Here is a 19,092-nt window from a genome sequence, read left to right on the forward strand (position 1 = left end):
TCCTTTTGTATCTATGCGGTCTCCTTTTGCATCTATGCGGTCTCCTTTTGCATTTATGCGAGTTCCTTTTGCTCCTAAGACGTCTCCTTTTGCTCGCGTGTTATTTCCTTTTGCTGCCAATATGCTTCCTTTTGCTCCTAAGACGGTTCCTTTTGCATCTATGTTGCTTCCTTTTGCATCTATGTTGCTTCCTTTTGCATCTATGCGGTCTCCTTTTGCATCTATGTGGACTCCTTTCGTATCTACGCAGTCTCCTTTTGCATCTATGCGGTCTCCTTTTGCATCTATGTTGCTTCCTTTTGCATCTATGTGGACTCCTTTCGTATCTACGCAGTCTCCTTTTGCATCTATGCGGTCTCCTTTTGCATCTATGTGGCTTCCTTTTGCATCTATGCGGACTCCTTTCGTATCTATGCGGACTCCTTTTGCATCTATGCGAGTTCCTTTTGTTCCTATGCGGTCTCCTTTTGCATTTATGCGAGTTCCTTTTGCTCCTAAGACGTCTCCTTTTGCTCGCGTGTTATTTCCTTTTGCTCCCAAGATGCTTCCTTTCGCTCTCCAGTTACATCCTTATCTCTGTTTCCTCTCTTTTCTCTGTGTCTCCGCGGTTCTTTTTCATTGTTTCATAGGTATATTGTCGTATTGCCTCATTGTCTCTCTGCCTCCGTGTTCGTTATTTTCATTGCCGTATTATCTTTCCTTGGTTAAATGGTTTTCAATTCGACTGCCGTCTATCCCCAAAACATTTTAAACAGCCATACACGAATGCATCCTTTTTTCTATTTTTGTGCAAAACATTATTTGCACCCAATGGACGAGAAGATAAATCCTACCATGGACGAGGGATGGAAAGCGGTATTGCAGCTGGAATTTGAAAAGGAATACTTTCGTAAGCTAAAGCAATTCCTCGTGGTGGAGCGAGCGCACAACGTGGTATATCCTCCCGGCCCATTGATATTCTCTGCCTTCAACTTCACTCCGTTCAATGAGGTAAAGGTAGTTATACTCGGACAAGATCCCTACCACGGACCGGGGCAGGCGCACGGTTTGTCGTTTTCGGTGCCCACTGGTGTTCCCAAGCCGCCATCGCTGCTCAACATGTTCAAGGAACTTAAAGCCGATTTGGGTTACGCCATTCCCGGTAGCGGAAACCTCGAAAAGTGGGCCAACCAAGGCGTGCTGCTACTCAACGCAACGCTCACGGTGCGTGCGCACACGGCCGGATCGCACCAAAAGCAAGGGTGGGAGCAGTTTACCGATGCCGTAATTCGAACCATCTCGCAGCAGAAGGAGGGTGTTGTATTTCTTCTATGGGGCGCATACGCTCAGGCCAAGGAGGTGCTTATTGATTCGTCCAAACACCATATTCTAAAGGCGCCCCATCCTTCGCCGCTTTCCGCCAGCCGTGGCTTTTTAGGTTGCCGGCACTTCTCCAAGACAAACGAGCTGCTACAATATCAGGGGTTATCGGCAATTAACTGGAAAATTGAAGGTTAAGTGATATTATTTTGGCTAATCCATCTATTTTCAAAGTATTTAACACTGCTGCTGAACCTTTTTGGCCTTGCGTTGCTTTTATTCAATTGATATAAGGTAATTTTACCGACTTAATTATTTTCGCTATGACAAAACGATTTTCGCTATTATTACTTTTCTCTTTGCTTACTGTGGTTGTGTTTGCGCAGGGCAAAAAGTTCGAGATTACCATTCTTCAAACCTCCGATGTGCATGGCGCTATTTTGCCATTCGATTTTATTGGTGATAAGCCCCAAGATGCCTCACTGGCACAGGTGGCCACCTACGTTAAGCAAGTAAAAGCATCAAAAAAACCTTATATACTCCTCGATAATGGAGATATTCTACAAGGCCAACCGGAAGCATATTACTATAACTATATAAAGACGGATGTTCCTCATTTGATCTCCCGCTCGTTGAACTTTATGGGATACGATGCTGCCACAGTGGGTAATCATGATATTGAGGCGGGTCACCCTATTTACGACAAGGTAGTGAAGGAGAGTAACTTTCCTTGGCTGGCCGCAAATGCGGTTAAGGCTGGTACTCACGATCCTTACTTCAAACCTTACGTAATCATTAACCGTGGTGGGTTAAAGGTTGCTGTGCTTGGCATGATCACCCCTGGTATACCGGGTTGGTTGCCCAAAGATCTTTGGAGTGGAATGGAGTTCGACGATATGGTCGTGTGTGCTACGCATTGGATAGACGTTATTAAGAAGAAAGAGAAGCCCGATGTGATTATTGGTCTTTTCCATAGCGGTGTCGATCCTACTTATGGCGGTGCCGATTCCATGGCCGTTAAAAACGAAAATGCTGGTGTTATTGTAGCCATGAAGGTTGCCGGATTCGATGCCATTCTTCTTGGTCACGATCACAGCCCTCTCTATAAAAAGGTCGCAGGGCCTACCGGCGATTCCGTTGTAATTGCGAATCCGGGTTCCGGCGCACGGTTTGTCTCCGCAGTCACCATCAGCGTTATCAAGGGGAAAAATGGCAAGTTGACCAAAATTGCCAATGGAAAGCTTGTTCCTATGAAGGGGGTTTTGGCCGATAAGGCCTTCATGGACGCTTTTGCTGCCGACTTCGAGAATGTTAAGGCATTCACTTCACGCCCCGTGAATACTTTCCAGCGCAGCATAACTACCAAGGATGCCTATTTTGGCTCGTCGGCATTTATCGATCTTATCCAAGATGCCCAAATGAAGAGCACCGGAGCCGACATCTCGTTTGCTGCACCGCTCTCGTTCGTTACTACGGTCGACTCTGGCACAATATACGTGCGCGATTTCTTTAAACTGTATAAGTACGAAAACCGCCTCTATACCGTTTCACTTACTGGCGATGAGATCCGGAAATACTTGGAATATTCATATGGACAATGGCTCAACACGATGAAAAGTCCTTCCGATTACCTGCTTCTTTATGAAACGGATAAAGCAGGAAAGGTTTTGGTTGATAAACGGGGGAAAGTTAAGATTAAGAATCGCTACTATAATTTCGACTCTGCCTATGGAATATATTATACTGTTGATGTTTCGAAACCCGTTGGGGAGCGAATTACCATTACCAAGATGGCCAACGGCGATGCATTCGATTTAACCAAACGCTATAAGGTAGCCATGAACTCTTACCGCGCTTCGGGTGGCGGTGGTCACCTTACCGAGGGTGCAGGAATACCTGAATCGGAAGTGGCTTCACGAACCATCAGCATGAGTAAGGGCGATTTCAGAATGGTGCTGCTCGATACCTTTAGCAAGTCGGGTCCTATTAATCCTCAGTCGGCTAATTACTGGTCCATTATTCCAAAAGAGTTTGTGGATGTGGCGAGAGATAGGGAGATGAAATTACTCTTTGGTAGCAATAGCGAATCACATTAACTATGAGTGATACGGATGTTTTTATGGGGGGGAGAATGCTCCCCCTTGTAGAAGATTTTTATACAATACAGGGCGAAGGCTACCATAGCGGAAAGCCAGCCTACTTTATTCGTCTTGGCGGATGTGATGTGTGCTGCAGCTGGTGCGACGCTCGCTTTACATGGAATCCAAAATCGTTTCCTCCCGTTTCTGTGGATGAAATAGTTGCTCGTGCAACCTCGTTCCCTGCACAAGCGGTTGTCGTTACGGGTGGAGAACCAACTTTATACCAGCTAAGTTTACTCTCCGACAAGTTACAAGCGGCAGGGATAAAAACATTTATTGAGACTTCGGGTGCGCACACGCTTACCGGCAGCTGGGATTGGGTATGTCTTTCACCCAAGCGCAATCAACCACCGCTACCATCTGTATTTAAGCAGGCCAGTGAGCTTAAAGTGATTATTACCTCCCTTGCCGATTTTGAATGGGCCGAAGAGAATGCTGCCCATGTCTCAGATACTTGTATGCTATACCTTCAGCCCGAATGGAGCGTTTACCAGCAAATCATTGAGGCTGTTGTTGAGTATGCAAAAGCGAATCCAAGGTGGAATATCTCCATTCAAATGCATAAATTTATGCATATTCCTTAAAGCAAAAGTTGTATGAAAAGATTCCTGTGTAAGTTTGTTGTTGCCATTATCCTAATGGCTATTAGCTGTGGAGTAAGCAATTCCCTATTTGCTCAGGAAACCCTATCTACTACTTCAAAAAAGGCTGCGGAATTGTATTCGAACGCCCAGCACTATTATGATCTTTATAACTATAACGCCGCAATACAATCATTAAAGGCGGCAATCGATAAAGACCCGAAATTCGTAGAATCATACCTGTTCTTGTCGCAGATTTACCAAGATTTAAAGGATTTCGACAATGCATTATCTTATGGTGATGCCGCATTAAAGGTCAACCCCAAATTCTTTCCGCAGATACGCCTTACAATGGGGCAACTAAAGCTAGCAATTGGACGCTACCAAGATGCACTGAATGATTTCCAGACGTTTAAGTTGATCCCTAAGTTGCATCCCAAGCGAATTGCCCTTGCCGATTCCCTTATTACTCGATGTAAATTTGGAATTGAGGCAATGCAGCATCCGTTACCCTTTAGTCCGGTCAACTTGGGCGATAGCGTAAACAGTCGATTCGATGATTATTGGCCGAGCATTTCCGCCGACGAAAAGACGCTGGTTGTAACATCAAACATTCCAAGGGATACTACGATGCCTTATTCGGAACGAAACAGGCAGGAGGATTTCTTTGTGGCATACATGCAAAACAAAAAGTGGCTTGGACGTCAACCGTTAGGTTCACCCATCAATACTGCTATTAACGAAGGCGCTCAATCGCTTACTGCCGATGGAAAGGCTATGTATTTCACCATCTGCGGACGCCAGTGCAATCTATACTACTCCCAATTGATCGACGGTAAGTGGGGTGTCCCTCAGCCTTTGCCCGCACCGGTAACTACGCAGCATTCCACAAAGCAGCCCTCAATATCACCCGATGGAAGAACGCTATATTTTGCCAGCAATAGGCCGGGTGGCATAGGCGGATTTGATATTTGGCTTTCACATCGCCTCGAGAACGGCTCTTGGACCGATCCTGTTAATCTTGGCGATAGCATAAATACCAGAGGAAACGAGTTCTCACCGTTTATACACTTCGATAATACCACCCTCTACTTTTCCTCCGATGGTCTTTTAGGTATGGGTGGTCAGGATATCTTTATGGCAAAGCGAAAAAGCGATGTTTCCTGGAGTCAAGCAAAAAATTTAGGTTACCCTATTAATACATATGGAACCGAAGATGGTTTGGTCGTTAGCGCGAGTGCAAAGCATGCCTACTTTTCATCAGTTAGGGACGGTAGCCAAATGCGCGATGTGTATATATTCGACTTGCCCCAATCCATTCAACCAACGCCCGTCTCCTATATTCGGGGCATTATCGTTAACGATGATACTGGCGAGCCTATAGAGGCAAGAGCCACGCTTACCGACCTTGCCGCCGATACAACTCTAATGGAAGTTATGTCGACTACAAACGGCGAATTTCTGGTTTGTATTCCTTCAGCCAAAAGTTATGGGTTTACGGTTGAGCATCCCAACTTTCTCTTTTACTCCGACAATTTCCTGCTGGATAAGGATTATAGCGTAGAAAAACCTTTCGAGCGCGAAATTAGGCTAAGCCCAATTAAGGTTGGGAATAGGGTAGTGCTTCGTAATATTTTCTTCGCCCTCGATTCGTGGCAACTATTACCCGATAGCTATCCTGAACTTGATAAGTTACTGAGTTTGCTGAATAAAAATGCCAAGATGCGCATTGAAGTTAGCGGGCATACCGATAATAGCGGAACGCTGGAGTACAACACTAAACTCTCCGAAAACAGGGCTAAATCGGTTGTCGATTATCTTCTTTCAAAGGGTGTCGTTGCCTCACGCCTTACGTGGAAAGGATTTGCCGATTCAAAGCCCATTTCTGATAACGCTTCCCCCGAAGGTCGTTCCCAAAATAGACGAACTGAGTTTAGGGTGATAGAGTAGGGATTTAGAAGCTTAGTTTTTTAGGAATTGAGGAGTTTAGGTCTTTTCCTCCTTCGGTTTTTAGAAGGTGTATTTTACTGAATTGGCAGTCAATACGAATTTAAGATGGAATAACATTGTTTTGTATCCCCATTCTTATCCCCAACTTTGGCTGTGTGGCGTTATTATTATGGTAAAATTAATTCGTTTATTCCACTTAGGCCTGAAAGAACGAAAATATATTAGCCGTGGGCGAGGTTGCGAGCATCCGCTGCCTACGGTAAAATGAAAATACAAATATGGCGGCGCGCTATACATTTCCCAAGAGCACTAAACCATACTGCGCCGCTTCGTTGGATAGGTAAATCGACAGGATAGTGGTAGAAAGCAAACAGGTTTGTGAACTCTACGTTCAATCGCTCTGTTTTCTTGGATTAGGCAAATAAAAAACGCCTAGATTTTTCAATCTAGGCGTTTTTTTTGAGCCGATGATGGGAATTGAACCCATGACCTCTTCCTTACCAAGGAAGTGCTCTACCCCTGAGCTACATAGGCAAACTTTGAGCGGGAGACGAGACTCGAACCCGCGACCCTCAGCTTGGAAGGCTAATGCTCTACCGACTGAGCTACTCCCGCTTAAGTTTCATTATTGTGGGGAAAGCAGGATTCGAACCTACGAAGGCGTACACCAGCAGATTTACAGTCTGCCCCAGTTGGCCACTTTGGTATTTCCCCATTCTTTAAAGAGCGTGCTTTGTTTTCGAAAGCGTTGCAAAAGTAGTATATTCCCTCGAAAACAAAAGGGTTTCCGTAGTTATTTTTGAAAATAATTTCAACTATTTTCGAGCGTTATGATTCTCAAATGTTTGAGAAAAACTAAACTTGTGCGAATTCTTCGAGATTCTGCTGTAGGCTAACCATCTTGATGGCCGTAACGGCTGCTTCGTCCCCTTTGTTCCCATGTTTTCCGCCTGCCCGGTCTTGAGCCTGTTCCATCGTGTTGGTGGTAAGCACGCCAAATATTATGGGCATATTGTATTCCATATTAAGGGTGGTAATACCGTTACTTACCCCTTGGCATATAAACGTGAAGTGAGGAGTCTCTCCTTGGATTACACAGCCGAGGCAAATTACTGCATCCACATCGCCGTTCTCGGCCATTAATTGTGCGCCAAGCGTTAGCTCAAATGTGCCTGGAACGCTCACCTTGACAATATTTTCCTTGAGCGCACCATACTTCATAAGCGTTTCGTATGCACCTTTGCTCAGTGCATTGGTAATTTCGGAGTTCCACTCGCTAACTACTATTCCAAAGCGCATATCGGCCGCCGATGGAATGGCGCTGCCTTCAATTACGGATAAGTTTTTCTGTGACGTTGCCATATCTTAATGGGTTTGTTATAAAAAAAAAGAAAGTATCAACTTACATTGATACTTTCTCAGCAAAGATATTAAACTTATACTATTTTTCCATCTTCAGCGTAGCACGAGCAATATACTTGTCTATATCGCGCGACTCCATCGATGTTGGATAATCGTTCTTAATGGTGTTGTAAGCCTCAAGTGCCTCCGAATACTTTCCTAGCGATTCAAAAACACCGCCAGCCTTCATATAGGCGTTTGGTGAGGTAAACATGTTGTTGTCCATTTTAGCAGCCTTAAGGTAGTAATCGGCGCCATCCTCCATTTTGTTGAGTTCCACGTATGCGTCTCCAATTGCAATGGTCGCTAAAGGGCCAATGATTTTGTCATGGGCATCATAGCTCTTAAGATAATCGATTGCTTCTTCAAATTTTCCAAGTCTTAAGTTACACATACCAGCGTAGAAGCAAGCTAAGTTTCCGGTTTGCGTTGAACCAAAGTTGTCAGCAACTTTAGCAAATCCCAGAACGTTTCCATCACCTTCAAGGGCTTCCTTGAACGATTGATTATCGTATAGCTGCTCCGAAGGATAGATTTGCTTTTGCGCCTCTTTTTCTTTAGGGTTGAGAATTAAATGCTTGTAGCCAAAAAATAAGCCAACTATCACAGCAATTCCGACAATTCCGTAGATAAGTTTACGGTAGTTTGTCTCAATAAACTGTTCTGTTCTCGATAGAGCTCCTTCAATGGCCTCAATCTTCTCGTCTGTAGTATCGTTTTTTCCTTTTGACATAATGCCTGTATTTTCAATAAACCATCGCAAAAGTAACCTTTTTTAAGAAACTAAGAAATATTTCCCAAACTTTTTGAACTCATTTGAATTCCCGCAACATTGCCCTACCTTTACAAGAAAAAAGAATATGCGGCTCGATCGTCTTTCGCTGCTCAATTTCAAGAACTTTCAGGAAGCTAGTATCGAACTAAGTGCAGGTTTGAATTGCTTTGTTGGTGCCAATGGTGCCGGTAAAACAAACTTGCTTGATGCTATCCACTATCTCTCCATGAGCAAGAGTTTCTTGATGGCTGCCGATGTATACTCAATTCGGCACGGTGATGATTTTTTTGTGGTTCAGGGAGACTTTCTTCTTAAGCAACGCGAAGAGCGCATTTATTGTGGTGTCAAAAAAGGCAATTCAAAGGTGTTTAAGCGTAATGGCAAGGATTATGAGAAGATTTCGGATCACATTGGCTTGCTTCCGGTAGTTTTTGTTTCGCCCTACGATACCAACCTTATTGATGGAGCGGGGGAGGATCGAAGGAAGTATCTGAATAGCGTAGTTTCTCAACTCGATAGCGGCTATCTTTCCACGCTCATCGATTATAATAGGGTACTCACCCAGCGTAACCGATACTTGAAGCAAGCATGGGAAGCTCGCCATCTTGACGAAGAGGTGTTGGCTGTTCTCGATATGCAGCTGTCCGGTTTGGGAACTCAAATTTACAATAGGCGAAAGCAGTTTATTGATGAATTGGCGCCCATCTTTAATAACTACTATCGGTTTGTGAGTGGTGGTAATGAGGTTGTCTCAATAGGTTACGACTCTGCCTTAGCTAGTAAAAGCATGGGCGAACTGCTCCTTGCCAGTAGGGATAAAGACAGGTATCTACAGCATACCTCGGTAGGTATTCATCGCGACGATATTGAACTATTGATTGATGGTTATCCCGTGAAGCGCGATGGCTCTCAGGGGCAGCAAAAAACGGTGCTCATAGCCCTTAAGTTGGCTCAATTCGATTATATTAGCAAGGCGCTGGGTATAAAACCCCTTCTTCTGTTGGACGATATCTTCGATAAACTCGATATGCAGCGCGTCGAACAGCTCATTCTCCTTGTGGCAGGAGAGGCCTTTGGTCAGATATTTATTACCGATAGCAACAAAACACGTCTCGATGGAATTCTTCGAAAAACGAAGGGCGATCATCGCTTATTTCGGGTTGAAAATGGCAATGTAATCCAGGTGAATGATGAGGAATAGCAATAGCAAGCCTATACATGAGATTATAAAGGAGCTTATTAAGCAGCAGCACCTGCAGCCGGGATTGGATACAGCTAAGGTTATACTTGCTTGGCCTGAAGTAATGGGGCTTAATGTTGCAAAGGAAACGCTTAAAGTCTCCATTCACAATCGCATTCTCTACGTCAGCCTAAGGTCGGCAATTGTACGCTCCGAACTGATGATGCTTCGAACCGATATTGTTGCCGCCTTAAACCGAAAAGTAGGTTATAGCATTATCGATAATGTTGTTTTGCGCTAGAGCTGCTTGAAAACCTCAAAATCGGAGAAGAAGAATCTGGATTCCAATGAAGCATTCTCATCGCTATCAGAGCCATGAACCGCATTCATGGTCATGCTGGTAGCGTATAGTTTTCGGATTGTGCCTTCTGCAGCCTTCGCAGGGTCGGTAGCGCCCATAAGTTTGCGATAATCTTCCACTGCATTCTCTTTTTTTAGCACCATGGCAACAATCGGTCCTGACGACATAAAGTCGATTAGCCGCTCAAAAAACTCTTTGCCTTCATGTACGCCATAAAAAGCCTTGGCCTGATCTTTGCTTAAATGTAACATTTTAATGGCTATAACATGAAAGCCAGCATTGGTTATCATATTGATAATGTGCCCAGTGTGATTGTTCTGAGTAGCCGTTGGCTTAATCATCGAAAAGGTAATGTTCCCGTTCATAGTTTTGGTGTTGGATTTGTTAATAAAGGTAAGTCTTTTTGAGCGAGTCTCTAACTGTAAAGTTGTATATTTGAAAGAATTTTTTAAAAAATAAGCCTTGATATTTAACGACAAAATTAAGTTTATACCTCAGTTGAGAGAGTTGCTCTCATCCGCTAACAATATTTGTATTGTTACCCATGCAAATCCCGATGGCGACGCCTTGGGATCATCGTTAGGTTTGTATCACCTGCTCAAGGAACACCAAAAGAGTATAAAGGTTGTAATACCAGATCGAGTTCCCGACTTTTTGAAGTGGCTCCCCGGTTCCAATGAGGTGATTGTTGCCTACGACAATAAGGAGTTAATGGAAATGGCGATGGCTGAGGCCGATTTGGTATTTTGTCTAGACTTTAATCAACTCAACCGAGTGAATGGGGTTACGGAAGCTTTGACAAAGACTCCCGGTAAGCGGATTCTCATTGATCATCATCCGGAACCAGATAACGACTTCTTTTTAGGCCTTTCAATGACTAGTTCCAGCTCAACGGCCGAACTAATCTTTGAGGTGTGTGAAGAACTTGGACTCACCAAGAACTTAGGAAAAGATGCTGCTTCATGCATTTATACGGGCATAATGACCGATACGGGTTCTTTTAGCTATGCCATTGGCCGTGGTCGTACTTTCGAGGTGCTTGCCCATTTGATTGATGCCGGAATCGAGAAGGATAAAATTCACTCTCTCGTTTTTGATAGCTTCTCGGAGCAGCGGATGCGGCTTATGGGCTATTGTCTAAAGGATAAAATGGTGGTTATTTCTCAGTTACGTACAGCCTACATTTCCTTGTCTGCGGCCGAAATTAAGTTATTCAATCATAAAGTTGGCGATACCGAAGGGTTTGTAAATCTTCCTCTTTCGATTTCTGGAATCGTATTTTCTGTATTCTTCTCAGAGCGCGATGGGGTTATAAAAATGTCACTACGCTCACGGGGAAATTTCGCCGTTAATGATTTTGCAAAAAAATACTACGGCGGCGGCGGGCATCGCAATGCCGCTGGTGGAAAATCGCTGCTCCCCTTGCAGGAAACAATAGCACAATTTGAACAATACCTTAAGGAATATGAGGCTGAACTTACTAACGCTTAGCATTTCTTTGCTGTTGCTGTTCTCTTGCAGTTCCAACGACAGAGTTGTCTCTGTGCCGGTTACTGGTGTTGACATTACGCGAAAAATTGCTGCCGTTAATAAAGAGTTGACGATTGCCGATATGGAGTTAATAGCTCGATATTTTCAGAAGCGTGAATGGCCAACTCAAAACACAGGCTCGGGCTTGGTTTACTATATCTACAAAAGCGGTAACGGTGCTCCGGCTGTTAAGGAATCGAAGGTTCAAATCTCCTTTACGATTAGTTTGCTCAATGGCACGGTATGCTATGGCGCCGACAAGCCTGTTGAAAAGGAGTTTGTTGTAGGAATGGGCAAGGAGATATCTGGTCTCGAAGAAGCAATTCTGTTGCTCAGGGAGGGCGATCATGCGATCATTGCTATTCCGCCGCATCTGGGCCATGGCTTACTGGGCGATGAGGGTGAGATTCCTCCTCGATCGACTATAATTTATGATGTAACACTAGAAAAGGTGCTTCAAAATAAGTAGTTTTACTTTCAGAAAAATTTGAAATGCTAAAAACGAATTGGATGAAACGAGCGGTTATTGCCTTACTACCCTTAATTACTCTGTTGACCTTGGCTTGCCAGAAGTCACCCTATCCTGGTTACGAAAAACAGAATAGTGGCGTTTTTTATAAGCTTTTGGCCATTGGAGAGGAGGAAAAGAAAGCGCAAGTTGGCGATTATATCACTGCCGATATTGCCTACCGAAATATGAGCGATTCCTCCTTCTTTAATGGAAGACGTAGGTTTCAGCTCTCCGCTACTCACTTTAGTGGATCCATTGATGAATGCTTTGCAATGCTTTCGGAGGGCGATAGTGCATCCTTTATTATTTCGGCCGATGATTTCTTTTTGAAAACGCTGGAAACTCAAAAGCCGCGCTTCTTAATCAATCAAACCACGCTTAAGGTTGATATCCGATTGGTCGAAGTGCAAAAGGAGGACGAGTATCAGCGCGAAAAGGAGGCGTTCCTCACCTGGATTGAAGATTTTGGGGATTACGAAAAGGTTATACTAACGCAATTTATTGAGCAAAAAAAGATAAGCGCTAAGCCAACTGCTTCAGGACTCTTTCTGGTAACCGCTACTCCGGGAAAAGGACCTTCTGTTGCCTTGGGCGATACGGTTATTGTTGATTTTGAGGGCAAATTCTTCAATGGCAAATTTTTCGACTCTACTAAAAAACGAAATGAACCGTTCTCTTTTGTATATGGTCAAAAGTGGCAAGTTATTGATGGATTAGAAGAAGCTATCGGATTAATGCGGCAGGGTCAAAAAGCTTTAGTAATTTTGCCCAGCAACTTGGCTTTTGGAAAGGATGGTTCCTCTACTGGAATTATTCCCCCATTTACCTCCGTAGTTTTTGAGGTGGAATTGCTTAACGTTATTAAAGGTGTTCCCCCTTCTTCAAAAACGGGAGATGCTAAGAAGTAGTTATTGATTATAAAAAGGGAATACATTACTGAAATAAAGATGAGAAAGCACCAAACAAAGTTTTTCTATTTATTTATTGGGTTGGGTTTACTCTTTTCTTGCTCAAAGGAGAGTGGTGAAGATATTGCAAATCAACATGTTTCAATTGTTACTTATCTAACTGCTAATAAGCTGGCATATCAGGAGATCGGTGATATTTATAAGGTAGTTAAAATTGCGGGTTATGGTTATGAGCCAAAATCCGGCGATACCGTTACCTTTAACTATACCGTTTATGAGTATAACGATACTCGGAATCTAGTTATTACCTCCAATGTTTTAGATACTCTGGTAAAGCATGGTTTTGATACCGAGATATATAAGCCAGGTCCTACAAAAATGGTATTAGGTGAGGGGAACTTTCTTTCAGGTATTAGTCAAGGTTTGCTCTCAATGCATGCCGGTGAGGTTTGCGATATCTTTATGACCAGCAATTTGGGTTATGGCGATCAGCAAAGAGGACCAGTAGCTGGTAATACCATGTTACGCGCAAGGATGCAAATTATTTCTGTTAATGGGAGTAGCATCATTTCCGAAAAACAAAAAATAGCAGAATATATTGCTAACAACACAATCACCATCAGCCCGAAGGACGAGGGATATTACTTTATACAAGATATTGTTGGGGTAGGCTCAATGGCTCTTGTTGGGGATACCACTTATGTTAGCTATGTTTGCAAAACATTAGCAGGGGATGTTGTTGAAGAGGTAGTCACTAGCGATTCACTCAATTTCATAGTTGGTGGGGGCAAAGCACCAGTTGTTGGGCTCGATTTGGCAGTTCGACTTATGGCTAGTGGGGCAACGGCTACAGTTATTATGCCTTCGTATTTGGCATATGGAAAAGATGGGAAAAATAATAGCCTGATTCTTCCATACGAAACCCTGATTTATGACGTTAACCTGAACAAGATTAAAACAAAGAAATAGATAATTCAATATGGAACCAAAATGCTTTCCGATGCGCTCACTGCGTATAAGCATTAAGGTTACATTCAAACTTTTAAATAATTATTCGGATGAGATCGAAACTTCATTTATTGTTGATTTTTTTAGTAACAGTTTCACTGTTCTCCTGCAAAAAAGGGGGCGAGGATGCTACAGAGTCAGAAAAGCGCGTACTCGATGCTTGGATTTCTTTACACTATAAAGATTTGGCTCCTAATGCTTCTGGATTCTATTTTATTCCAGTTGAAGAGGGTACTGGTGCTGCTCCTGTTGATTTGGATTATGTTTATGTTAATTACACTGTAGAACAGTTGAACGGAGACGTCATATATTCAACCGATTCTTTGGTTGCGGATAATTGGGGGTTAGCAACAGCGCATTTTGCTCCAGAGTTGACACGACTTGGTGTAAGTGGTAGTGCTCAATCTGGAATTGCTGAGGCTATTAGACTTATGAGAGTAGGAGGAAAATCGAAACTTATTTTGCCTTCAAATTTGGCGTATGGTTTGAATGCCTTACGAGGTGTCAGTAATCCATTGGTTTTAAAACTTGAATTATTTTCAGTTTTTGAAGATATTGCTAAAAATGAAAAAGACTCTGTTGTAAGATACAAAACAGATAATTCTTTAACTGAAACCATTGATGGTAAGGATGGTCTTTACTATAAACAGATTGTACAACAGGATACCTGCAAGGGCAAATATTTGAAGGATTATGCCAGCAGTGTTAAGGTTTGGTATGTTGGCCGTTATCTCGATGGCTATATTTTTGATACCAACATTGATTCTGTTGCCACCAAGGCAGGCATTACTGCTAGTTCAACTGCTTTGCTGAATGTGGAATTTGGAAAGAATGGTGTGGTTCTGGCCTTTGAGGAGGTTGTTAAGATGATGTGGCTACAAGAAAAAACAATTCTTGTTACAACATCAGAGTTTGCTTATGGAATCCAAGGGAAGGGAACTATTTCACCCTACACGCCGCTTGTTTTTGAAATTACGATAGATAAAATATATGTCAAGAAATAGTCATTTTGTTATTATTGAACTAGAACAGGCCGGATTTTAATCCGGCTTGTTTGTTTTCAGGAAGTTTATTACCGCTACCGATTGTAGAATAGTGAAGGTTACTCCGGCTACAATTAGCGCCTCCATCAATCCAAATCGGTCGGCCAACCAACCAAATAGTGGTCCTACGATTCCAAACACGATTCGTATAATGAAATTGCGAACCGATAGCACCGTTGCCCGTGACTCTGATGGCGAAATTTTGTTAATGCTGTTCTTGAATACAGGGGTGGCGACACCTCGGGCTAGGTAAAAGATAAGCAGAAAGGAGAGTGCCCAAAGGGATGGAAATAGTCCGAGCAGAATGTAAGTCACACTTAATATTAAGGTAGTTGCTATAACTGTTTTGCGCAACCCAAAGCGTGCTTCTACTCTGTGGGCTGCAAATGCGCTGAATCCAACTGAGAAATTGAGTATGGTCCAAAGAATACCAAACGCAGCCAACGGAACACCCACCTTTTCGAAGTAAGGCTGGGCAAACCATGCCATAGTTAGCGTACTGGCACCGGTTATCGAAGAGAGGATAATATTCCACTTCATCTGCCGATTATCCACCAAACAGTAGCGCACTATGCCCCATATTTCGGTCATGGAGGCTTTTGCCTTAATGCGGTGCACAACAGGCTCGTATAGCCATAGTGAAACAGGTATGGCGGTTAGGGTTATTGCTGCCTGACCAATGAATGGTGCTTTAATGGAGAGTCCAGCCAATAATCCTCCCAAAATGCCGGCAATCGCTTCGGAATAGTTGCCCAGTCCAGTTATAATTCCCTCCTCCTTAAGATATCGCTTCTCCTGGTTGGCCTCCAGTAGGGTATCGTAGAGAATTGCCGAATCGGCTCCGGAAATCATACTCATGCCAAATCCCATCACTACCTCGGCCATGAGGAAACCCGTAAAGTCTCCCGTAAATATGTAAATGGTGAAGCCTATAAAACCAAAGATATTTCCAATAACCAGCGAATTCTTTCTACCTAATAGGTCTGCAAGGTAACCCGAGGGTATTTCGAGGAGCACAATGGAAAGGGAGTAGACGCTTTGCAGAATAAATATCTCCTTGAGGCTAAGCCCATGCGATTGGAAGAAGATTACTACTACGGGCATGAAGAGCAGGAACCAGCTTACAATTTTTAAATAGTAAAGCTTATATAGGTTCTGTTTCCAGGTAGGCATCGGATTAGGGATGTTAATTCCGCTGCAATTTCCTTAAAAAACCCGATGATTGCAATTTTATGCGCGCAGATAGTTTAACAGGTTCGTTGGTTAAATACTTTTCGTTTTTTTATTTTGGTGGTCAAAAAATGGCTACACGCTCCGTTTTGCTTACATATTTTTCATTGTCGTCCGATTAATTCTGTATGCTCTATCGCCATATCAAAAATATATTTTTACAAAATGAACAACCATTCATTTATTTTGTTTTTCTTTGTATTATCAATAACTCAAAAATGGTAAGGCTAAAAACGGAGGATAAGCGCGAGGCAATTCTAAAGGCAACACTGCTGCTGGTAAACAGTAATGGTTTTCATGCCGCACCTATGTCGAAGATTGCTACCAACGCTGGAGTTTCGGCAGGTACCATTTATCTTTATTTTCAGAACAAAGAGGATTTGGTGAACACCCTTTATCGCGAACTAAAGGCGAAGTTTTCGGGCCATGCTCTGTATGGTTTCAATCCAGAAGCACCCGTTAAAAAAGGATTCGAGGTTATTTGGAATAATATCCTGCGCTACAAATTGAGCGAACCCGATGAGGCTACCTTCATTGAGCAGTGCGATAACACCCCAATGGTTACCGATGCAAGCCGCGAGGTTGGACTCAAAGCGGTTCAGCCGCTATACGATTTGTGGGAGCGGGGTCAGCAGGAGGGAATTATTAAGCCGCTTTGCCGCCCTATGCTTTATGCTTTTTCGCTTTTCCCTATGATATATGTAGCCGGGATTTATACCAAGGAGGGAAAAGAGTTGAGCCGTGAAGCTATCGATGCCGCCTTTGGCGCTTCGTGGGATGCCATAAGGACTTAGTCCTTTTTTTTGACCAAACAATGAATGAATGTTCATTAATAAGGTTCTTTATAATAATGAAAGTTTAGGAAATATCTTGTTGATCTATAGTTGCAGGATAGTGACGATTTTCTACAGATTGGTTGCCAATCCTCCATGGCAATCGGAATAACAATTTGACGGAGTTTGTGTTAGTAAACTAAAACAGATTTAAATAATGACAAAGCAAATAGTATTAAAATCGAGACCGGTGGGTGTTCCCACGCTAAAGAATTTTGAAACAAAAACAGTAGAACTTTCAGCAATTGCCAACGGTGAGGTTCGATTAGTGGCACACACCGTTTCGGTGGATCCCTACATGCGTGGACGAATGAGTGATGCTAAGTCGTACGTTGCACCCTATTCGGTTGGCGAGGCCATTGCAGGTGGAGTTGTCGCTCGCGTTGTTGAGAGTAAGTCCGACAGTTTGAAGGTTGGCGACTACGTTATGGGGATGCTTCCTTGGCAGGAGGAGATGGTGGTTCCCGCTGCTGGTTTGCAGGTGGTGGATGGGAATATCGCCCCGCTAAGCTACTATCTTGGTGTTCTTGGAATGCCCGGACTAACTGCCTACTTTGGATTGCTCGACATTGGAAAACCCAAGGCTGGTGAAACAGTGGTGGTTTCGGGTGCTGCTGGTGCCGTCGGTATGGTTGTCGGACAAATTGCTAAGATTCAGGGTTGTCGGGTAGTTGGTATTGCTGGCGATGATGCTAAGGTAAATTACCTGCTCAACGAGATGCACTTCGATGCTGTAATAAACTATAAGACTACCACAAACCTCGATGCTGCTCTGGCTGAAGCTTGTCCCACCGGAGTTGATGTTTATTTCGATAATGTTGGCGGTGAAATATCCGATTCTGTAGTTGCCCAAATCAACAAGGGTGCAAGAATTATTATTTGCGGACAGATATCGCTCTATAACGAAACTTCAGTTCCAATGGGGCCGCGTATTCAGCCAACAATTCTTAAAAGAAGCGCCCTCATGCAAGGCTTTATTGTAAGCAACTATGCCGAGCGTTTCCCTGAAGGCTTTAAGGCTTTGGCATCGTGGGTTACTGCTGGAAAGTTGAAGTATGCACAGACCACCCTCAAAGGTTTTGATAAGTTACCTGAGGCATTTATTGGTCTTTTCGAAGGTAAAAACACTGGCAAGTTGCTGGTGGAGATGTAATAGGTATTCACTCTTAAAATATTTACAATGAATAATTTTGAATTTTTCAATCCGGTTAAGGTGATTTTTGGAAAAGATCAGTTGGGTAAATTATCGGCACAGATTCCTGCCAATAAAAGAGTCCTAATGATTTATGGTGGCGGTAGTATCTTAAAGAATGGGGTGCACGCGGCTATCATAAATTCTTTGAAAGATTATACTGTGCTAGAATTTAACGGTATTGAACCAAACCCAAAATTCGAAACTGCCATGAAGGTAGTGGAGATGATTAAGGCGAAAAAGATTGATTTTCTGCTGGCCGTAGGTGGTGGTTCAGTAATTGATGCCACTAAGTTTATTGCAGCAGCTGCCATGTATAGCGATGGCGATCCTTGGGATATTTTGGCTAAGCGCAAGCGTGTAAAGGCGGCTCTTCCATTTGGTGCTGTTCTTACACTCCCTGCAACAGGGTCGGAGATGAATAACGGTGCGGTGATTACCCGCGAGGCCACGCACGAGAAGTTATCGTTCATGAGCCCGCTTACTTTCCCTTTGTTCTCCTTCCTGTTGCCCGATGCAGCGGCTACATTACCTCAGCGACAGGTTGCTAATGGCGTAGTTGATGCATTTATGCACGTAATGGAGCAGTATATGACCTTTCCGGCTAATGCTCCACTACAGGATCGCTTTGCCGAATCGATTCTCCAAACGTTGGTGGAGGAGGGACCTAAAGCTTATGCCAATCCGGCAAACTATGAGGCGATGTCGAATCTTATGTGGAGCGCAACCATGGCCTTGAATGGACTGATTGGTTGTGGTGTTCCTCAAGATTGGGCCGTGCACATGATTGGTCACGAACTTACTGCCCAGTTTGGTATCGACCATGCTCGTACCCTAGCCATTATTGCACCAAGTCACTATGCCTATAACCTGGAGAGTAAGAAGGAGAAGTTAGCTCAGTTTGGTCAGCGCGTTTGGGGAATTACCGAAGGAACGCTCGAGGAAAAGGCAACAGCGGCTATTAAGCAAACCGTGGAGTTTTTCCATTCCTTGGATGTTGACACTAAGCTCTCCGATTATACCGATGCTTATAAGGGCACAGCCCAGAAGATTTCCACTCGGTTTACCGAACGTGGATGGGCCGGATTGGGCGAGCACCAAAGCCTTACCCCTTCAGATGTTGAGAAGATTGTTGAAATGAGTTACTAA

19 protein-coding genes and 3 tRNA genes are annotated in these 19,092 nt (G+C 43.5%); 14 read left to right on the forward strand and 8 right to left on the reverse strand.

The features are described from left to right. Window positions 1–540: hypothetical protein (locus BLS65_RS18365; protein WP_096349012.1), on the reverse strand; the 540-nt coding region annotated here is incomplete at its 3' end. A gap of 282 nt (window positions 541–822) precedes the next feature. Here BLS65_RS18365 and ung point away from each other — a divergent pair. From ung to BLS65_RS13605, 4 genes are all read left to right on the forward strand, one after another. Beyond that, complete coding sequence (ung, locus tag BLS65_RS13590; RefSeq protein ID WP_170830131.1) at window positions 823–1,497, forward strand: uracil-DNA glycosylase; 675 nt, start codon at window positions 823–825, stop codon at window positions 1,495–1,497. Window positions 1,498–1,622: 125 nt separating this feature from the next. After that, the gene (locus BLS65_RS13595; protein ID WP_092439922.1) at window positions 1,623–3,395 is read left to right on the forward strand and encodes a 5'-nucleotidase C-terminal domain-containing protein; all 1,773 of its coding nucleotides are present in this window, start codon (window positions 1,623–1,625) and stop codon (window positions 3,393–3,395) included. A 2-nt stretch (window positions 3,396–3,397) separates the two neighbouring features. After that, the gene (locus BLS65_RS13600) at window positions 3,398–4,024 is read left to right on the forward strand and encodes a 7-carboxy-7-deazaguanine synthase QueE (protein ID WP_170830129.1); all 627 of its coding nucleotides are present in this window, start codon (window positions 3,398–3,400) and stop codon (window positions 4,022–4,024) included. A 12-nt stretch (window positions 4,025–4,036) separates the two neighbouring features. Beyond that, entirely contained in the window at window positions 4,037–5,971 is a 1,935-nt protein-coding gene (locus tag BLS65_RS13605; RefSeq protein WP_092439926.1) for an OmpA family protein, read from the forward strand. A 462-nt stretch (window positions 5,972–6,433) separates the two neighbouring features. On the opposite strand, the gene BLS65_RS13610 is transcribed toward BLS65_RS13605, so the two are convergent. The 5 genes from BLS65_RS13610 to BLS65_RS13630 form a co-directional block, all read right to left on the reverse strand. After that, window positions 6,434–6,505, reverse strand: a tRNA-Thr gene (locus tag BLS65_RS13610). Between the two features lie 8 nt (window positions 6,506–6,513). After that, window positions 6,514–6,586, reverse strand: a tRNA-Gly gene (locus BLS65_RS13615). Between the two features lie 16 nt (window positions 6,587–6,602). Further along, window positions 6,603–6,685, reverse strand: a tRNA-Tyr gene (locus tag BLS65_RS13620). Window positions 6,686–6,826: 141 nt separating this feature from the next. Beyond that, entirely contained in the window at window positions 6,827–7,333 is a 507-nt protein-coding gene (ribH, locus tag BLS65_RS13625; RefSeq protein ID WP_092439928.1) for a 6,7-dimethyl-8-ribityllumazine synthase, read from the reverse strand. Between the two features lie 79 nt (window positions 7,334–7,412). Continuing rightward, window positions 7,413–8,105 carry a tetratricopeptide repeat protein gene (locus tag BLS65_RS13630; RefSeq protein ID WP_092439930.1) on the reverse strand — a complete coding sequence of 231 codons (693 nt, stop codon included), beginning with the start codon at window positions 8,103–8,105 and terminating at the stop codon, window positions 7,413–7,415. Between the two features lie 127 nt (window positions 8,106–8,232). Here BLS65_RS13630 and recF point away from each other — a divergent pair, with 127 nt between their 5' ends. Both recF and BLS65_RS13640 read left to right on the forward strand, forming a co-directional pair. Continuing rightward, window positions 8,233–9,348, forward strand: coding sequence for a DNA replication/repair protein RecF (gene recF / locus BLS65_RS13635; RefSeq protein WP_092439932.1), 1,116 nt, complete (start codon window positions 8,233–8,235; stop codon window positions 9,346–9,348). Then, entirely contained in the window at window positions 9,335–9,628 is a 294-nt protein-coding gene (locus BLS65_RS13640; RefSeq protein WP_092439934.1) for a DciA family protein, read from the forward strand. Before recF ends, BLS65_RS13640 begins: the two co-directional genes overlap by 14 nt. Here the strand turns inward: BLS65_RS13640 and ndk are convergent. Then, window positions 9,625–10,053, reverse strand: coding sequence for a nucleoside-diphosphate kinase (gene ndk / locus BLS65_RS13645; RefSeq protein WP_092439936.1), 429 nt, complete (start codon window positions 10,051–10,053; stop codon window positions 9,625–9,627). The two genes, BLS65_RS13640 and ndk, sit on opposite strands and share 4 nt — an antisense overlap. A gap of 97 nt (window positions 10,054–10,150) precedes the next feature. Between ndk and BLS65_RS13650 the strand changes: the two genes are divergently transcribed. The 5 genes from BLS65_RS13650 to BLS65_RS13670 all read left to right on the forward strand — a co-directional run bounded on the left by BLS65_RS13650 (window position 10,151) and on the right by BLS65_RS13670 (window position 14,649). Further along, window positions 10,151–11,179 (forward strand): DHH family phosphoesterase, encoded by a 1,029-nt coding sequence (locus BLS65_RS13650; RefSeq protein WP_092439938.1) that lies wholly within the window; start codon window positions 10,151–10,153, stop codon window positions 11,177–11,179. After that, window positions 11,154–11,687 (forward strand): FKBP-type peptidyl-prolyl cis-trans isomerase, encoded by a 534-nt coding sequence (locus BLS65_RS13655; protein ID WP_092439940.1) that lies wholly within the window; start codon window positions 11,154–11,156, stop codon window positions 11,685–11,687. The genes BLS65_RS13650 and BLS65_RS13655 overlap by 26 nt, the downstream gene beginning before the upstream one ends. A 41-nt stretch (window positions 11,688–11,728) precedes the next feature. Then, window positions 11,729–12,637: an FKBP-type peptidyl-prolyl cis-trans isomerase gene (locus BLS65_RS13660; protein ID WP_170830130.1), complete on the forward strand. Its 909-nt coding sequence runs from the start codon at window positions 11,729–11,731 to the stop codon at window positions 12,635–12,637. A 39-nt stretch (window positions 12,638–12,676) separates the two neighbouring features. Beyond that, window positions 12,677–13,606 carry an FKBP-type peptidyl-prolyl cis-trans isomerase gene (locus BLS65_RS13665; RefSeq protein ID WP_092439944.1) on the forward strand — a complete coding sequence of 310 codons (930 nt, stop codon included), beginning with the start codon at window positions 12,677–12,679 and terminating at the stop codon, window positions 13,604–13,606. A gap of 89 nt (window positions 13,607–13,695) precedes the next feature. Further along, window positions 13,696–14,649: an FKBP-type peptidyl-prolyl cis-trans isomerase gene (locus tag BLS65_RS13670; protein ID WP_092439946.1), complete on the forward strand. Its 954-nt coding sequence runs from the start codon at window positions 13,696–13,698 to the stop codon at window positions 14,647–14,649. A 36-nt stretch (window positions 14,650–14,685) separates the two neighbouring features. Here the strand turns inward: BLS65_RS13670 and BLS65_RS13675 are convergent, their stop codons facing one another. After that, a complete protein-coding gene (locus tag BLS65_RS13675; protein ID WP_092439948.1) occupies window positions 14,686–15,861 on the reverse strand; it encodes an MFS transporter in 1,176 nt (391 codons plus the stop codon). A gap of 275 nt (window positions 15,862–16,136) precedes the next feature. On the opposite strand from BLS65_RS13675, the gene BLS65_RS13680 reads away from it, so the two are divergent. From BLS65_RS13680 to BLS65_RS13690, 3 genes are all read left to right on the forward strand, one after another. Beyond that, window positions 16,137–16,712, forward strand: a complete 576-nt coding sequence (locus BLS65_RS13680) for a TetR/AcrR family transcriptional regulator (RefSeq protein ID WP_092439964.1) — start codon at window positions 16,137–16,139, stop codon at window positions 16,710–16,712. 196 nt (window positions 16,713–16,908) lie between these two features. Continuing rightward, window positions 16,909–17,904 (forward strand): NADP-dependent oxidoreductase, encoded by a 996-nt coding sequence (locus BLS65_RS13685; RefSeq protein ID WP_092439950.1) that lies wholly within the window; start codon window positions 16,909–16,911, stop codon window positions 17,902–17,904. 27 nt (window positions 17,905–17,931) lie between these two features. After that, complete coding sequence (locus BLS65_RS13690) at window positions 17,932–19,092, forward strand: iron-containing alcohol dehydrogenase (RefSeq protein ID WP_092439952.1); 1,161 nt, start codon at window positions 17,932–17,934, stop codon at window positions 19,090–19,092.

The sequence above is a fragment of the Williamwhitmania taraxaci genome (assembly GCF_900096565.1).
In the GTDB taxonomy this organism is placed as follows: domain Bacteria; phylum Bacteroidota; class Bacteroidia; order Bacteroidales; family Williamwhitmaniaceae; genus Williamwhitmania; species Williamwhitmania taraxaci.

Excerpts from the sequence above, each read along its gene's own strand:
- BLS65_RS13595 (WP_092439922.1), top strand. The coding sequence starts at position 1,623 with ATGACAAAACGATTTTCGCTATTATTACTTTTCTCTTTGCTTACTGTG.
- BLS65_RS13600 (WP_170830129.1), top strand. The coding sequence starts at position 3,398 with ATGAGTGATACGGATGTTTTTATGGGGGGGAGAATGCTCCCCCTTGTA.
- BLS65_RS13605 (WP_092439926.1), top strand. The coding sequence starts at position 4,037 with ATGAAAAGATTCCTGTGTAAGTTTGTTGTTGCCATTATCCTAATGGCT.
- ribH (WP_092439928.1), bottom strand. The coding sequence starts at position 7,333 with ATGGCAACGTCACAGAAAAACTTATCCGTAATTGAAGGCAGCGCCATT.
- BLS65_RS13630 (WP_092439930.1), bottom strand. The coding sequence starts at position 8,105 with ATGTCAAAAGGAAAAAACGATACTACAGACGAGAAGATTGAGGCCATT.
- recF (WP_092439932.1), top strand. The coding sequence starts at position 8,233 with ATGCGGCTCGATCGTCTTTCGCTGCTCAATTTCAAGAACTTTCAGGAA.
- BLS65_RS13640 (WP_092439934.1), top strand. The coding sequence starts at position 9,335 with ATGATGAGGAATAGCAATAGCAAGCCTATACATGAGATTATAAAGGAG.
- ndk (WP_092439936.1), bottom strand. The coding sequence starts at position 10,053 with ATGAACGGGAACATTACCTTTTCGATGATTAAGCCAACGGCTACTCAG.
- BLS65_RS13655 (WP_092439940.1), top strand. The coding sequence starts at position 11,154 with ATGAGGCTGAACTTACTAACGCTTAGCATTTCTTTGCTGTTGCTGTTC.
- BLS65_RS13660 (WP_170830130.1), top strand. The coding sequence starts at position 11,729 with ATGAAACGAGCGGTTATTGCCTTACTACCCTTAATTACTCTGTTGACC.
- BLS65_RS13665 (WP_092439944.1), top strand. The coding sequence starts at position 12,677 with ATGAGAAAGCACCAAACAAAGTTTTTCTATTTATTTATTGGGTTGGGT.
- BLS65_RS13670 (WP_092439946.1), top strand. The coding sequence starts at position 13,696 with ATGAGATCGAAACTTCATTTATTGTTGATTTTTTTAGTAACAGTTTCA.
- BLS65_RS13675 (WP_092439948.1), bottom strand. The coding sequence starts at position 15,861 with ATGCCTACCTGGAAACAGAACCTATATAAGCTTTACTATTTAAAAATT.
- BLS65_RS13680 (WP_092439964.1), top strand. The coding sequence starts at position 16,137 with ATGGTAAGGCTAAAAACGGAGGATAAGCGCGAGGCAATTCTAAAGGCA.
- BLS65_RS13685 (WP_092439950.1), top strand. The coding sequence starts at position 16,909 with ATGACAAAGCAAATAGTATTAAAATCGAGACCGGTGGGTGTTCCCACG.
- BLS65_RS13690 (WP_092439952.1), top strand. The coding sequence starts at position 17,932 with ATGAATAATTTTGAATTTTTCAATCCGGTTAAGGTGATTTTTGGAAAA.